Origin of the sequence: Nonomuraea composti (genome assembly GCF_012034275.1) — a bacterium.
Classification (GTDB): domain Bacteria; phylum Actinomycetota; class Actinomycetes; order Streptosporangiales; family Streptosporangiaceae; genus Nonomuraea; species Nonomuraea composti.
The window spans coordinates 24,540-37,813 of the sequence record NZ_JAATEP010000027.1; the positions used below are offsets into that span (position 1 = coordinate 24,540).

The following is a 13,274-nucleotide window of genomic DNA, read 5'->3' on the forward strand; positions in this document are numbered from 1 at the left end:
GCCGCCGGGCGGCCGGGCGCGCGTAAGCTGCGGCGGTGGACACGGAAGCGGTGCGATCGTTCGTCCGGGCGGCGGAGCTCGGCCAGTTCCAGTACGCGGCCGACGAGCTGGGCGTGACCCAGCAGGCGGTCTCGAAGCGGATCGCCGCGCTGGAGCGCGAGCTGGAGGTGCGCCTGTTCACCCGCACCGCCCGGGGGGTCGAGCTGACGCCCGGCGGCCAGGCGTTCCTCCCGCACGCGCGGGGCATCGTCGCGGGCGTCGAGCACGCCATCGGCGCGGTCCGGCCCGACGCGCGGCTGCTGCGGATCGACGTGCTGGGCTTCCGCAGCGCGCAGGCCGTCGTCCTGCACGACTACTGGCGCTCGAACCCCGGGATCCACCTCGACGTGGTCGCGTTGAAGGCCGGTGACCCCGGGACGGCGGTCGCGGCCGTCCGGGCGGGCGAGGTCGACGCCTCCTTCCGCGCCGTCACCGACCCGGCCGCGCTGCCCCGCGACGTCGAGATGGCCCGGGTGCTCGACGTCCCCTTGGAGCTGCTCGTGGGGCCGGCGCATCCGCTCGCCGCCGCCCGTACGGTGACGCCGGAGCAGCTGCGCCCGCACCGGATCCGGATCGCGGGCCTCGCGCCGCGCAGCGAGTGGGCCGACTTCTACGACCAGCTCGCCACCGCCTTCGGCCTGCGCATCGACGGGGAAGGCCCCAACTTCGGGATCGAGCCGCTGCTCGACACGCTCGCGGAGTCGGGAGACGTGGCCACGCTCGTCGGCGCCCGCGACCGGCTCGCCTGGCCGGCCGGCCACGACCTGCGCCGCATCCCGATCGTGGACCCCGTGCTCGCCTACCCGCACGCGCTCCTCATGCCCCGGGCCAACCCGCACCCCAGGCTCCGGCCGATCATCGACTACTTCCGGAGCCTGGCGGGCGCGCCCAGGACGGCCTGGGTGCCGTCCTGGGCCACGTCACGGCGCTAGGGCTCGACGACGATCACCTCGTACGTCGGCGACGTCGGCGGGATCGTGCTGAGGTGGCCGTTGACCACCGCGAGCCGGTGGCGGTCGATGAGCGCGGCCGTGGTGGGGAAGTCGAAGAGCGGGCTGGTGATCGTCTTCTCCAGCACGCCGCCGGACAGGTCCCGGCTCAGGCGGAAGCGGGAGACCTGGCTGGTCGAGTTCACCGCCCACAGGCGGTCGCCCGACAGGACGAGGCCGTCGGGGCTCGGCACGTCCACCCCGGCGATGGGCGTGCTGGCGCCGGTGGCGGGATCGACCGTGTAGAGCCGGCCGAGGCCGGTGTGGGCGACGATGGGGGTGCGGCCGGCGACCTGGATGCCGTTGAGGTTGACCTGGCCGCTGGTGTCGGCGGCCGGGCCGGTGACCGTGAGCGTGCGGGCGGGGCCGAGCCGGCCCTTGTGGCCGATCGGCACGAAGTACAGCTCGGCCCGCCCGGAGTTGGTGAACCACACGCCGTCGCGGCCCAGGGCCGCGTCGTTGATGAGCCCCGCGTTGGGCGCGGCGAGCTGGTACGTGGCCACCTCCACTCCGGAACGCAGGTCGTAGACGTATGCCTGGCCGGTGTAGCCGCCCGCGACGAACAGCAGGCCGTGGCGGTGATCGGCGACCATGCCCACCGCCATGCGCCCGTCGGGCGCGTCGATGAAGCGCTCGGCGGTGCCGCGCCGGGCGTCGCCGCGGAAGATGTCGCCGCCGAACAGGTCGCCGGCGTAGAAGGTGCCGCCCGGCCCGGCGGCGATGCCCTCGGCGGAGGTGGCGCCGGGCAGGACGATCACGTTGTCCTGTGCCACGGCGGCGGCGGGCGCCCACGCGGCGACCGCGAGGGCCGGCACGAGGAGCAGCCTCAGGAATAAGGAACGACGGGGTTTCACACGCATGCGCATCTCCTAGCCGTCGGAGTTGACCACGTTCATCACCATGATGAGGCCATGAACGGTGTCGTCCTCCGTGCGCAGGTGGGAGAGCTGCACGGTGAGCGGCGCGGGGCGGCCCCGGCGGTTGACCGCGTCGAGAACCAGCCCCTCCACCTCCTCCAGCGGGTTGGTGCCGTTGGCGAGCGCGGCGCGCAGGCGCGGCAGGAGCAGGTCGAGGGGCAGGCCGATGTCGAGCCCGGCCAGCGGCTCGCCCACGGCCTCGTCGGAGCGCACCCCCCACAGCTCCTCGGCGCCCGGGCTCCAGACCACCACGCGCAGGTCGTCGTCGAGCACCACCACGGCGTCGCCGAGGCTGCGCACCACCGAGGAGACGAACCGGTTGACCTCGTCGAGCTCGATGGTGCGGGCGGTCAGGGCGTCGTTGATGTGCTGGAGCTCGTCGTTGGTGGACTGGAGCTCCTCGTTCATCGTCTCCAGCTCTTCGTTGGTGGATTGGAGCTCTTCGTTGGTGGTCTCCAGCTCTTCGTTGGTGGACTGGAGCTCCTCATTGGTGGTCTCCAGCTCCTCGTTGAGCGACTGCAGCTCCTCGTAGGCCTGCTCGAGCTGCCGGTTGGCCTGCTCCAGCTCGTCGCGCAGCTTGCGGTAGCGCGTGACATCGTAGAAGTGGATGCCCATCCCGACCAGAGTGCCCGAGGCCAGCAGGGGGACGACCGAGACGTCGAAGACGCTGGGCTCCGGCGACCCGACGCGGTGCCAGACGACGTCCTGCAGCTCCACCGGACGCAGGTCGTGGCGGGCCTGCTCGATGACCGAGCGCAGCTCGACGGGGCGGTAGGAGACCTCAAGGTCCTGGAAGGGGCGGCCGACGTCGCGCGGGTTGAGGTTGAACAGCGCCTCGGCCTTGGAGTTGGCCAGCGCCAGGTTGCCCGAGACGTCGATGACGAGCTGCGCCACCGGGCCGGACGCCAGCGCCACGGACGCCAGCGTCGGCAGCCGCGAGGCCAGGTCGGTGGCGGCGCCGGTGACCGACCACGGCGCGCGATTGCCCTGGTTGGCCGGCCTGATCTTCCTGAACAGGCGCATGCGCAGGTCGACGGGCTCGAACTTGTCGCTGTGGTTGAGCAGCATCTCCGCCTTGCCCAGGAACAGGAACCCGGGGTCGGACAGCGCGAAGTGGAAGCGCCGGATGATGTTGAGCTGCATCTCCGTGTTGAAGTACATCAGCGTGTTGCGGGCCAGCAGCAGGTCGACGCGGGAGATGGGCGCGTCGTGGGTGAGGTCGTTGCGGCCGAAGATGAGCTGGCGGCGCAGGTCGCGGCGGAAGGTGTAGCCGTTCTCGACCCGCTCGAAGTAGGCCTCGCGCAGGTCGATCGGCACGTCGGCGAGCGCCCGGTCGTTGTAGACGCCCGTGCGGGCGACGTGCAGCGCCTTCTCGTCGAGGTCGGTGCCGTAGATCTTCACCCGGTCACGGAACCCGTCCATGCCGAGCTCTTCGGCCAGCACCATGGCGATGGTGTAGGCCTCCTCGCCGGTGGCGCACCCGGCGCTCCAGATGCGGATGGGCTGGCCCGCCGGCTTCTGGTCGAGCAGGGCGGGGATGACGAGCTCGCGCAGCCGCTGCCACGCGGCCGCGTCTCTGAAGAAACTGGTGACGTTGATCAAGAGACTGTCGAAGAGTCGGGTGAACTCCTCAGGCTCCAACTCCAGTAGATCGCGGTATTCGCCGTAGTCGTGCAGCTTGAGCGCCTCGAGCCGGCGGGCGATCCGCCGGATCAAGGTGTTGCGCTTGTAGCCCGTGAAGTCGAAACCGCGCGTCTCCTTGAGGAGAAGGAGGAGGTCGTCGAACTCACGCTCTTCCTCTGTCGTCACAACGGAAGCCTACGCCGATCGACCCTGCTCAGTCCGCCAGCAGCGTGTCACCATTGCGACCGATGCGCGATTGCAGCATGCGAATGGTGTTCAGTGCCTCGCTGGTGCGTTCCTCCTCCTCGTGGAAGTAACGCAGCGACAGCTCCTGGCCCCGCTCCTCGGCGGAGCGGCGCATGCGCTCCAGCACCCGCAGCCGCTCCTCCAGCCGCTGGATGGCCACCCACAGGGCGCGCTCGACGGCGTCGGACTGCGCGTTGATCATGCTGTCGCGCGACCAGGCGTGGCCGACGCGGCACACGTACCGGGAGGATGTGGCGCTCTTCTGCTCGTAGATGGGCCCGTTGCACTCCGGGCAGCTGAACGCGATCAGCTCCCCTTCCGGCTCGCCCAGGGACGGCGCCTCGCGCAGGAACTGCTCGATCTCGCGCTCCATCTCGTTGTCGTACACCTGGACCTCCGTACTCACAGGGGTACGGCTCTGCTCCAGGACCCACCTGGCCAGCTCGCGCACGGGCAGGGCCCGCGCGGCCGGCACCGCCGTCATGGCGGCTCGCGGCATGCCGGGAAACGCGCACTCCGCGAGATCCTGTACGGCGACCGCACCCCCGTGCTTGTAGATCGCCTCGCACCCTCTCGCCCCGTCGTCCAGGGTGCCGCTCAGCACCACGGCCGCCACGCGCGCTCCCGGGTCGAGGGCCGCGCTCACGAACAGCGGATCGGCCGCCGGGCGGTGCCCGTTGTGCTGCGGGCCGCGCGTCAGCCGGATCATGCCGTCGCTCATGAGGAGGTGGAAGTCGGGGCGGGCGACGTACACGCGGCCAGGGCGGATGATCTCCTGGTCCTCGGCGGGGGCCGCCTTGAGCGGTCCGGCCCGGTCGAGGATGCCGGCCAGCCTGCTGCTGCCCTGCGGCGGCACGTGCAGCACGACCAGCACCGCCGCCGGCAGGTCCGCCGGCAGCTCGCTCAGCAGGACCCGCAGTGACTCGACCCCGCCCGCCGACGCGGCGACCACGACCACGTCACGTCCTGGAGCCTCCATGTCTCCCCCTCTATCCCGGATGAGAGGCCTCATGCGCGCTCAGGACAGATGGGGCCGCTCCTGGCTCGCCTCGGCCAGCGTCAGGATCGAGCGGGCTTCCGACAGGCTGCTGCGCATGGCCATCAGGCTGTCGTCACAGCGCCGCCGGGTCGTCAGGAGCTGGGCACGGGCCTGGGCGGCGGCGGTGAGCTGGTTGTTCAGTGCCTGCTGCTGGTGCAGCGCCTGGTCGCGCAGCGAGCGCGCCTCGAAGATGACCGACGGCAGGCTGCTCACGTCGAGCTCGATCTCGGCCGCGCGCGGGCGGGCGGCCTGGGCGGCCTGGGCGGGCGCCGGCTCGCGCCGCGACCTGGCCTGCGCCCGCGCGGCGGACGGGGCGCGGGGCACGGTGCGCAGCCGGGGCAGGTGGCGGCGCCGCAGCGCGGGCTCGGCCGGCTGGTACGCCTCCACGCCCGCCGCCGCCAGCGCCTCGGGCATCGTGGCGAACACCGGGATCGTCGCCGCCGACTGCTCGGTCATCAGCGCGATGAGGCGGCGCAGCGGCGGCTGCACCTCCGCCAGGGCCAGGTGACCGCCCTTCTCCTGCAGCGCGCGATGGGTCCGCGCGAGCAGGTCGAGGCCGTTGAGGTCGCAGAACCACAGATCGCCCCCGGCCACCAGCACGTGCTTCACCGTGGTCTGCGGCAGCGGGTCGAGGAAGGCGGCCAGCACGGGTTTCGTCGTCGAGTCGAGCTCTCCGGTCAGCGCGATCACCAGTGTGGTGTCGTCGACGGGCACCAGGCGTACGGACAGTTGCATCATGGCGAGCCCCCTCCCTCTGGGTCGGCGCGCCTTCGGGGACGGTCGCGCGCGGCAGATTGCGGCTCGAACCCCATCTTCCCGCTCCACCGCCCAAAGGGCCAGAAGATTGGGCTCACACGTGGCTGTGCGCGCCGAGATAATTCGGCAGACCGGTCCAGCTGTCGCCCGGCGGAGCGCCGTCCAGGCGGGCCACCAGGTGGGCCTTGACCATGAGACGCGCGCCGAAGAGCGCGCCCCTGGCCGCCCGCACGTCGGGGGTGTCCGGCAGCGCCGCGAACGCCCGCCTGGCGGCGGCGGCCACGACCTCCCACAGCCGGTCCTCGGCGTCCCGGTCGCCCTGCCCGAACAGCGCGATCAGGCTGCCGAACGTGGTGCCGGCCAGCGAGCCGAACAGCTTGGCGTGCAGCACCGCCGGATCGTCGCTGAGCAGCCTGGGGCTGACCGGCGGCACCTCGATCCCGTGCCGGGCCAGCCGGGCGGGGCTGATCCGCACGTCGGCCAGATCCCGGTAGACCAGCCGGTACGGCAGGCCGTCCGTGCCCAGCGCCACCAGCAGGTTCTGCCCGTGCGCCTCCAGCGCCACGCCGAGCGCCAGCAGCCCCAGCGTGTCCGTCAGGGCCAGGCGGGCGAACGCGGCCAGCCAGGCGGCCGGGTCGCTCACCATGGAGCGAGTGACGGCGGCGACCGGCAGCACCGTGCCCGGCTCGGACGTGGGCTCGCGGAGCATGCAGGACAGGTCGGCGCTGTGCCGGCCCGCCACCTGGCCGGCGGCCCCGGCCAGGTAGCGGGCGATGCGCAGGGTGCCGCCGCACTTGGCGGCCAGCGTGCCGAGCAGGTCCGACAGCGGGACGCAGTCGCGGACCGAGCCGGGCGAGATGTCCCTGATGCCGGAGGTCATGCGGGTGGTGAAGGCGGTCTTGAGATGCGGGCCGCCGTCGAGCGGGGCCAGCGTCCGTACGGACATTAGCGGGCGGGCCAGAACGACGCCCGTCGCGTGCGGGCGCAGGCCCAGGGCGGGCAGGACGTGCCGGGTCTGCCACGGGTGCACCGGCAGCAGCAGCCGGTCGCCGTCCACGAGCGCGGCCGGCCACGGCCCCGTGACCAGGCATTCGCGCAGCGGCAGCGCCAGGAGGTCGAGGGCGACGGTGGGGCGGTGCTCGGGCATGTACGCCAGCTGCTCGGCCACCGATACGCCGGGCCGGTTGCGGCAGCCCGGATGGTACGGGTGCCCGTCCACCACGCTCTGCTCGTGATCCTCCACGGTGTCGCCGGGCCGCGGGGAGGCGCCGGCGCGCGACAGCGCCATGGAGGCCACGCTGTGGTCGAGGTCGTCCACAAGGTGGGCCGAGCCCGGCAGGCCGAGGGCGGCCAGCAGCTCGGCCGGATGGCGGTAGGGGCGGCCGGCCAGCCGGAGCTCGGGCTCCTCCCGCAGGTCGTACGGCCGCCGCTCCGGGCCCGTCAGCTCCCGGCCGTCGGCCAGCAACACGCGGGACGGGCCGGTGGCGGTCAGGCCGGGCAATGGCTCGTACAGGAGCCCCCGCCACAGCCGCCCCAGGACGGCGGCTCGCGCGCCGGGCAGGGCCGCCGTGTAGCGGTCCGACAGGTCGGGCCGGACGAGGGCCAGTTCGGCGGCGAACTCGCCCTCTAAACGCCTCATATCTCTCATCTTTCCCAGAAACCCGCCTGATAGCTACTCTGTGGGCATCAATGGGGACAAAGGGTAGGAGTAGGGTCGCCATGGCATTCACTGACGGCCTCCTGCCCGCCGCAGGGCCGGGGCTCGAAGCCGAGTCCCTTGCGGTGACGGCGCTGCTGAACTGTCTCCTCCGCGAAGTCGCCACGCCCGCCGACCCCTCCGCTCCTGCCGGCCCCGTCGCGTCCGCTGAGCCCGTCGCGTCCGCTGAGCCCGTCGCGTCCGCTGAGCCGCGCGTTTTTGTGCTGCCCGCGACCGGGCACCTGCTGCGCGTCGGCGGTGCCCGGTTTCCCGCCGAGCCCGCCCTGCGCACCCCCGACGGCTGGCGGCCGCTCCCGCTGCCGCAGCTCGTCGAGCTGACCGCCGCCGAGCTGCGCGCCGCCACCGGGGTCGCCAACGACGCGCTGCCCGGCGAGATCCTCGACAGCCGGGACGTCACGGCCGTCCTGCTGGCGGCCAGGCGTACCACGGTGCCGCCCGCCGACGCGTACCTGCGCTCCGAGCAGGCCCTCGTCGCCGGTCACCGCTACCACCCCGCACCCAAGGCCAGGGGCGGCGGCGGGCCCAGGGAGTGGCTGCGGTACTCGCCCGAGGCGCGGGCGAGCTTCGCCCTGCCGCTGCTCGCCGTACCGGCGGACGACCTGGTGGTGGACGGGGACGCGAGCGCGCTGGACCGCCTCGGCCCCGCCCCGGGCGACGGCCTGGCCCTGCTGCCCGCCCACCCCTGGCAGCTCGAACTGCTCGGCGAGACCGGCCTGCGGCAGGCGGGCGTCAGCGCCGCCACGGCGGTGGCCACCGCGTCCATCCGCACGGTGTACCTGCCGGAGGCGGACCTGTTCTGCAAGTTCAGCCTCGACGTGCGGATCACGAACGACATCCGCCGCCTGTGGCTGCACGACCTGCGCCGCCTCTCGCTCGTCGCGGCCCTGGTGGACGTGGCCTTCGACGACCTGCCCTGCCACCTGCCCCGCCCGGCCGTGCTGCGGGACCGGGGCTGGCGCAGCGCCCGGCTGGGCGGCGACGGGGGCGAGGGGCTGGCCGTGATCGTCCGCGACGGGCTGGGCGAGCACCTGCTCCCCGGCCTGACCGCGCTGCTGGCGGCGGGCATCAGCGAGGGCTTCCCCGGCAACCCGCTCGACGGCCTGGACGAGGACGGGGCGCTCGTGTGGTGGGAGCGGTACCTGGAGCACGTGGTGCCGCCGGTGCTGCACGCGTACCTGCGGCACGGGGTCGTGCTCGAATGCCACCTGCAGAACGTGCTGGTCGCGGTGGACGCGCACGGCCTGCCAGGGCAGGCGCTGTTCCGCGACCACGAGGGCGTCAAGCTCGTCGCCGAGCGCCATCCCGGCCTCACCGCGCCCGTGCTGGGCGGCGGGCGGGCGTGGGAGCGGCTGGTCTACTGCCTGCTCACCAACAACCTGTGCGAGATCGCGGGCGCGGTGGCGGAGCGGCATCCCCGCCTGGCGGGCGAGCTGTGGACGCGGGCCAGGGCCGTGTTCGCGGCGGCGGCCAAGGAGTACGGCGACCCCCCGGAGCTGCGAGACCTGCTGGCCGCCACGCACATCCCGGCCAAGGCCAACCTGCTGCTGCGCTGGCTGGACGCCGACGGCGCGGCCATGCGGTGGGTGCCGATCCCGAACCCGCTGCGGCTGTTCGCACCCTGATCGATCAGGGGCGCTCCTGGAGCCAGGACGGCGGCGCCTGCTCGGCGTCCTCGTGGTGCCGCTTCTTGGACGGCCGCGGCGCGGCACCCACCACGATGCCGTACAGCACGTGGTCGGCCAGCAGCGCCACCCGCTCGGCCCGGCCGTGCCGGCGCGTCAGGCCCAGCGCGGGCGCGATCGCCGTCTCGAAGGCGGCCCAGGCCAGCACCCCGTAGACGGGCCCCGCCCAGCGCCGCCGGCGCACCGCCTTGGGCAGGAGGCCGAAGAACGCCCCGCCGACCGCCCCGTACGTCCAGTGCACGGCCTCCACGACGGCCGGCCGCCGCTCGTCCGGCACGCTGTGGAAGGCCTTGGGCGCGGTCCGCTTGAGCACGGACTCGGGCGGCGTGCTCGGCACCATGCCCAGCGCGGTGGTGAGCTGCCGCAGGCCCGACATCGCCATGGAGCCGATCACGCCTCTGGCGGCCGCCCGCACGATCGGCCTGCGCTCCCGTTCGGGCTGAACGTCCTCGCGCAGGTGGGCGGGCTTGTGCAGGGTCTGAGTCATGGAGTGCCGCCTACCGAACGGCGCGCGGGCTAAACCTCCTCGGGCAGCGAGCGCATCCGTCCGATGATGGCGGTGGTGGAGCGGTCCGGCAGGTAGCCGAGCACCCGCACCTCGCCGCCGAGCGCGCGCACCAGCGGCGCCTCGGGCAGCATCTCCGCCGTGTAGTCGCCGCCCTTCACGTACAGCTCGGGCCGCATCATCCTGATCAGCCGCTCCGGCGTGTCCTCGTCGAACTCGGTGACGTAGTCCACGTCGTTCAGCGCGGCGAGGACCGACATCCGGTCCTCGCACGAGTTGACCGGCCGGCCGGGGCCTTTCAGCCGGGCCACGCTGGCGTCGCTGTTGACCGCCACCACCAGCACGTCGCCGAGCTGCCCCGCCTGCTCCAGGTACGTCACGTGCCCCCGGTGCAGCACGTCGAAGCAGCCGTTGGTGAACACCACCCGCTCGCCCCTGCGCCGGTGCTCGTCGAGGAGCTGGGCCAGCCGCTCGGCCGTCTGCACGGTGCCCTCCTGGCGGCGCAGCGCGCGTACCAGGTCGTAGCGGGTGCAGACGGCGGTGCCCTGGCGCCGCACGACGACGCCGGCCGCCGCCTGCCCCGCCTCCGCCGCCTCCTCCGGCGAGGCCCCGCTCGCCAGCCAGAGCGCGAACGCGGCCGTGTACGTGTCGCCCGCCCCCGTCGCCATGTGCTGCGGCGCCGGCTGGGCGTAGGTCCGGTACGGCGGGCGGCCCCGCCGGTGCAGCAGCGTGCCCTCGCCGTCCAGGGTGGTGACCACGATCCCGGCGCCGGTCAGCTCCAGCAGCCGCTCGGAGCGGCCCATCAGGTAGGCGGGCCGGTCCACGGCGCCGCCGTCGTCGCCGAGCAGCCGGACGACCTCGGCGTAGTTGGGCAGCACGGCGGCCGGGGCGCACTCCCGCCACGGCGCGACCGCGTGCGCGTCCACGACCAGCAGCGGCAGCCCCGCCAGCGCCCGCCGCACGGCCGGGGTGAACACGCCGCCGCCGTAGTCGCAGGCCACCACCACGTCGGCGCCCGCGACGGCCTCCTCGACCCGCGCGAGCAGGTCGCGCTCGGCCGGCTCGGGGATGACGGACAGGTCCTCCTCGTCGTAGCGGGCGGTGAGCTGGCCGCTGGTGACCAGCCGGCGCTTGTGCGCGGTGCGCCGCCCCGGCACGGTCAGCAGGCCGGTGCCGACGCCGAGCAGCCGCAGCGCGTTCTCCAGCTTCTCCCCGCACTCGTCGTCGCCCACCACGCCGACGAGCCGGACACGGGCCCCGAGCGCCACCAGGTTGGCGGCGGTGTTGGCGGCGCCGCCGGGGGCGTCCTCGGTCGCCTCCAGGCTCATCACGGGCACCGGCGCCTCCTGCGCGAGGCGCTTGGCCGAGCCGTGCAGCCACGAGTCGAGCATGACGTCGCCGACGACCACGGCGTTGATGATCTCATCTGTGCCCATGAGGAGCGTGTACCTGCAAAAGACCAGCTCAAACCCTATATAAGGGAAGTTACGGACGCTGAGGGCCGGGTAGCCAGGCCGCTATGCACCGCCCTTCAGACCTCGACGTGCTCGTCCCGACCAGGGACCGGCCGGCCGCGCTCGCCGTCACGCTGGCGGGGCTGGCGGCCCAGAGCGCCCGCGGGTTCCGGGTCGTCGTCTCCGACCAGTCGGAGGTGCCGGTCACCGGTGACCCGCTGGTCGCGAGCGCCGTACGGATCCTGGAGCACCTCGGGAGCGAGGTGGCGCTGCTGCGGCACGTCCCCGCGCGCGGGCTGGCCGAGCAACGCCAGTACCTGCTGGAGCAGGCGGGCCGGCCGCTGTGCCTGTACCTCGACGACGACGTGTGGCTGGAGCCCGACGCCGTGGGCGTGCTGCTCGCCGCGATGGCGCAGCTGCGGTGCGGGTTCGTCGGGTACGGGCTGCACGGGCTCTCCTACCGCGACGACCGGCGGCCCCACGAGCTGGAGCCTTACGAGGAATGGGCCCGCGAGGTGTGGCCCGAGCGGGTGCGCAGGGGCAGCCCCGCCTGGGGGCGGCACACGCTGCACAACGCGGCAAACCCGCTGCACCTGGCCGAACGGGTGGGGGCGCGGCTGGCGTGGCGGGCGTACAAGGTGGCCTGGATCGGCGGCTGCGTGCTCTACGACCGGGAGCGGCTGGAGGAGTGCGGCGGGTTCGCGTTCTGGCGCTCGGTGCCGCCCGCGCACGCCGGCGAGGACGTCGTCGCGCAGCTGCGCGTCATGGAGCGGTACGGCGGCGCGGGGCTGCTGCCCAGCCGCGCCTACCACCTGGAGCTGCCGACCACCGTCGTGGACCGCGGCGCGGAATGCTACGACTACGTGCTGGACCGAGCATGAAGGCACCCGGACCTGACACGAGGGCGCTCATCGGGGACGTGCGGCGCATCGCGGTGCTGCGGGCCAACGCCATCGGCGACTACCTCATGGCCGTGCCGGCCCTGGAAGCGCTCAAACGCGCCTACCCCGGCGCCCGCCTGACCCTGCTCGGCACCGCCTGGCACGCCGCCTTCCTCACCGGCCGCCCCGGCCCCGTGGACGACGTGGTGGCGCTGCCGCCGATCTCGGGCGTCTCCACCCGCGAGCCGGGCCACCGGGCGCCGGAGGAGCTGTGCGAGCGGCTGCGGCAGCGCGAGTTCGACCTGGCGGTGCAGATCCACGGGGGCGGCCGGTTCTCCAACCCGTTCGTGCGCCGGCTGGGCGCCAGGGTGACCGCGGGGCTGCGCGCGCCGGGGGCCGAGCGGCTGGACCGCTGGGTGCCGTACACCGACTATCACCACGAGACCCTGCGCTTCCTCCAGGTGGCGGCGCTGGTGGGCGCCGTGGACGGCGGGCTGGAGCCGCGCGTGGCGGTCACCGCCGCCGACCGCGCCGACCTGGCCCGCGCGCTCGGTCAGCCGCCCGCCGGGCTGGTGGCCGTGCACCCGGGCGCGACCGACCCGCGGCGGCGCTGGCCGGTGGAGCGCTTCGCCGAGGTGGCCGACCAGACGGGCCGCCCCGTGGTCGTGACCGGCACGCGCGAGGAGCAGGACCTCGTGATGGGCGTGGTCGAGGCCATGCGCCGGCCCGCGATCCCCGTCGTGGGCGCGCTCGGCCTCGGCGGGCTCGCCGCCCTGTACGAGCGCTGCGACCTTGTGATCGCCAACGACACCGGACCCCGCCACCTGGCCGCCGCCGTCGGCACCCCCACGGTCGCCGTCTACTGGTGCGGCAACCTGATCCAGGCCGGCCCGCTCAGCAGGACCGCGCACCGGCCCCTGATCTCCTGGACCACCGCCTGCCCGCGCTGCGGCGCCGCCGGCGTGGACCCGGCCGCCGAGCGCTGCCCGCACGACGAGTCATGGGTGCGCGACGTGACCGTGGACATGGTGGCGGAGCAGGTGGACGACCTACTGACCAAGGGGGACCGATGAGCGGACACGCCGTGCTCGACGAGCTGCGACAGGCCATCGACGAGGTGTTCCACGGCCGCGAACGGGTGGTGATGCGCGACGTCTACGCCCAGGCCTCGCGGCACGTGAACCTGTCGGCCGACCTGCTGACCCACCTCAACGAGCTGCCCGAAGGCCCCTACGACCGGCGGGAGCTGACCGAGGCGATCAACGAGGTGATCACCCGCAGGGGCGAGCAGGACACGCTGGGCCTGCTGGAGGTGCCCCAGCAGGCCGGCGCGGCCCCGCTGGAGTACCTCAACCCCACGCCGACCGTCCCCGACGAGGACGAGGGCCCCGATCTGATGCGCTAGAACTCTTGTCGATCCAGGCAT

12 protein-coding genes are annotated in these 13,274 nt (G+C 73.6%); 5 read left to right on the top strand and 7 right to left on the bottom strand.

Annotated features, from left to right (window positions below; all coding sequences use genetic code 11):
- Positions 1-35 precede the first annotated feature (35 nt).
- Positions 36-971: a LysR family transcriptional regulator gene (locus HCN51_RS62490; protein ID WP_168014753.1), complete on the top strand. Its 936-nt coding sequence runs from the start codon at positions 36-38 to the stop codon at positions 969-971.
- On the opposite strand, the gene HCN51_RS32585 is transcribed toward HCN51_RS62490, so the two are convergent.
- From HCN51_RS32585 to HCN51_RS32605, 5 genes are all read right to left on the bottom strand, one after another.
- The gene (locus HCN51_RS32585) at positions 968-1,888 is read right to left on the bottom strand and encodes an SMP-30/gluconolactonase/LRE family protein (RefSeq protein WP_206068157.1); all 921 of its coding nucleotides are present in this window, start codon (positions 1,886-1,888) and stop codon (positions 968-970) included. The two genes, HCN51_RS62490 and HCN51_RS32585, sit on opposite strands and share 4 nt — an antisense overlap.
- Before the next feature lie 9 nt (positions 1,889-1,897).
- Positions 1,898-3,754, bottom strand: coding sequence for a CheR family methyltransferase (locus HCN51_RS62495; RefSeq protein WP_168014757.1), 1,857 nt, complete (start codon positions 3,752-3,754; stop codon positions 1,898-1,900).
- A gap of 28 nt (positions 3,755-3,782) precedes the next feature.
- On the bottom strand, positions 3,783-4,793 hold the full coding sequence (locus HCN51_RS32595; RefSeq protein ID WP_168014759.1) for a chemotaxis protein CheB: 1,011 nt from the start codon (positions 4,791-4,793) through the stop codon (positions 3,783-3,785).
- A gap of 39 nt (positions 4,794-4,832) precedes the next feature.
- On the bottom strand, positions 4,833-5,591 hold the full coding sequence (locus HCN51_RS32600; protein ID WP_168014761.1) for an STAS domain-containing protein: 759 nt from the start codon (positions 5,589-5,591) through the stop codon (positions 4,833-4,835).
- A gap of 112 nt (positions 5,592-5,703) precedes the next feature.
- A complete protein-coding gene (locus tag HCN51_RS32605) occupies positions 5,704-7,248 on the bottom strand; it encodes an IucA/IucC family protein (RefSeq protein WP_168014763.1) in 1,545 nt (514 codons plus the stop codon).
- Positions 7,249-7,328: 80 nt separating this feature from the next.
- Here HCN51_RS32605 and HCN51_RS32610 point away from each other — a divergent pair, with 80 nt between their 5' ends.
- Positions 7,329-8,948, top strand: coding sequence for an IucA/IucC family protein (locus tag HCN51_RS32610; protein ID WP_168014765.1), 1,620 nt, complete (start codon positions 7,329-7,331; stop codon positions 8,946-8,948).
- Between the two features lie 4 nt (positions 8,949-8,952).
- Here the strand turns inward: HCN51_RS32610 and HCN51_RS32615 are convergent, their stop codons facing one another.
- Together HCN51_RS32615 and rfaE2 are read right to left on the bottom strand one after the other, a co-directional pair.
- A complete protein-coding gene (locus HCN51_RS32615) occupies positions 8,953-9,495 on the bottom strand; it encodes a DUF6789 family protein (RefSeq protein ID WP_206068158.1) in 543 nt (180 codons plus the stop codon).
- A gap of 29 nt (positions 9,496-9,524) precedes the next feature.
- Positions 9,525-10,949, bottom strand: coding sequence for a D-glycero-beta-D-manno-heptose 1-phosphate adenylyltransferase (rfaE2, locus tag HCN51_RS32620; protein ID WP_168014767.1), 1,425 nt, complete (start codon positions 10,947-10,949; stop codon positions 9,525-9,527).
- 83 nt (positions 10,950-11,032) lie between these two features.
- On the opposite strand from rfaE2, the gene HCN51_RS32625 reads away from it, so the two are divergent.
- The 3 genes from HCN51_RS32625 to HCN51_RS32635 are packed head-to-tail and all read left to right on the top strand — an operon-like array spanning position 11,033 to position 13,253.
- A complete protein-coding gene (locus tag HCN51_RS32625; protein WP_168014769.1) occupies positions 11,033-11,848 on the top strand; it encodes a glycosyltransferase family 2 protein in 816 nt (271 codons plus the stop codon).
- A complete protein-coding gene (locus tag HCN51_RS32630; RefSeq protein ID WP_168014771.1) occupies positions 11,845-12,921 on the top strand; it encodes a glycosyltransferase family 9 protein in 1,077 nt (358 codons plus the stop codon). Before HCN51_RS32625 ends, HCN51_RS32630 begins: the two co-directional genes overlap by 4 nt.
- Complete coding sequence (locus tag HCN51_RS32635; protein WP_168014773.1) at positions 12,918-13,253, top strand: hypothetical protein; 336 nt, start codon at positions 12,918-12,920, stop codon at positions 13,251-13,253. Before HCN51_RS32630 ends, HCN51_RS32635 begins: the two co-directional genes overlap by 4 nt.
- Positions 13,254-13,274: the final 21 nt, after the last annotated feature.

Excerpts from the sequence above, each read along its gene's own strand:
- HCN51_RS32605 (WP_168014763.1), bottom strand. The coding sequence starts at position 7,248 with ATGAGGCGTTTAGAGGGCGAGTTCGCCGCCGAACTGGCCCTCGTCCGG.
- HCN51_RS32595 (WP_168014759.1), bottom strand. The coding sequence starts at position 4,793 with ATGGAGGCTCCAGGACGTGACGTGGTCGTGGTCGCCGCGTCGGCGGGC.
- rfaE2 (WP_168014767.1), bottom strand. The coding sequence starts at position 10,949 with ATGGGCACAGATGAGATCATCAACGCCGTGGTCGTCGGCGACGTCATG.
- HCN51_RS32585 (WP_206068157.1), bottom strand. The coding sequence starts at position 1,888 with ATGCGTGTGAAACCCCGTCGTTCCTTATTCCTGAGGCTGCTCCTCGTG.
- HCN51_RS32635 (WP_168014773.1), top strand. The coding sequence starts at position 12,918 with ATGAGCGGACACGCCGTGCTCGACGAGCTGCGACAGGCCATCGACGAG.
- HCN51_RS32625 (WP_168014769.1), top strand. The coding sequence starts at position 11,033 with ATGCACCGCCCTTCAGACCTCGACGTGCTCGTCCCGACCAGGGACCGG.
- HCN51_RS32610 (WP_168014765.1), top strand. The coding sequence starts at position 7,329 with ATGGCATTCACTGACGGCCTCCTGCCCGCCGCAGGGCCGGGGCTCGAA.
- HCN51_RS32600 (WP_168014761.1), bottom strand. The coding sequence starts at position 5,591 with ATGATGCAACTGTCCGTACGCCTGGTGCCCGTCGACGACACCACACTG.
- HCN51_RS32630 (WP_168014771.1), top strand. The coding sequence starts at position 11,845 with ATGAAGGCACCCGGACCTGACACGAGGGCGCTCATCGGGGACGTGCGG.
- HCN51_RS32615 (WP_206068158.1), bottom strand. The coding sequence starts at position 9,495 with ATGACTCAGACCCTGCACAAGCCCGCCCACCTGCGCGAGGACGTTCAG.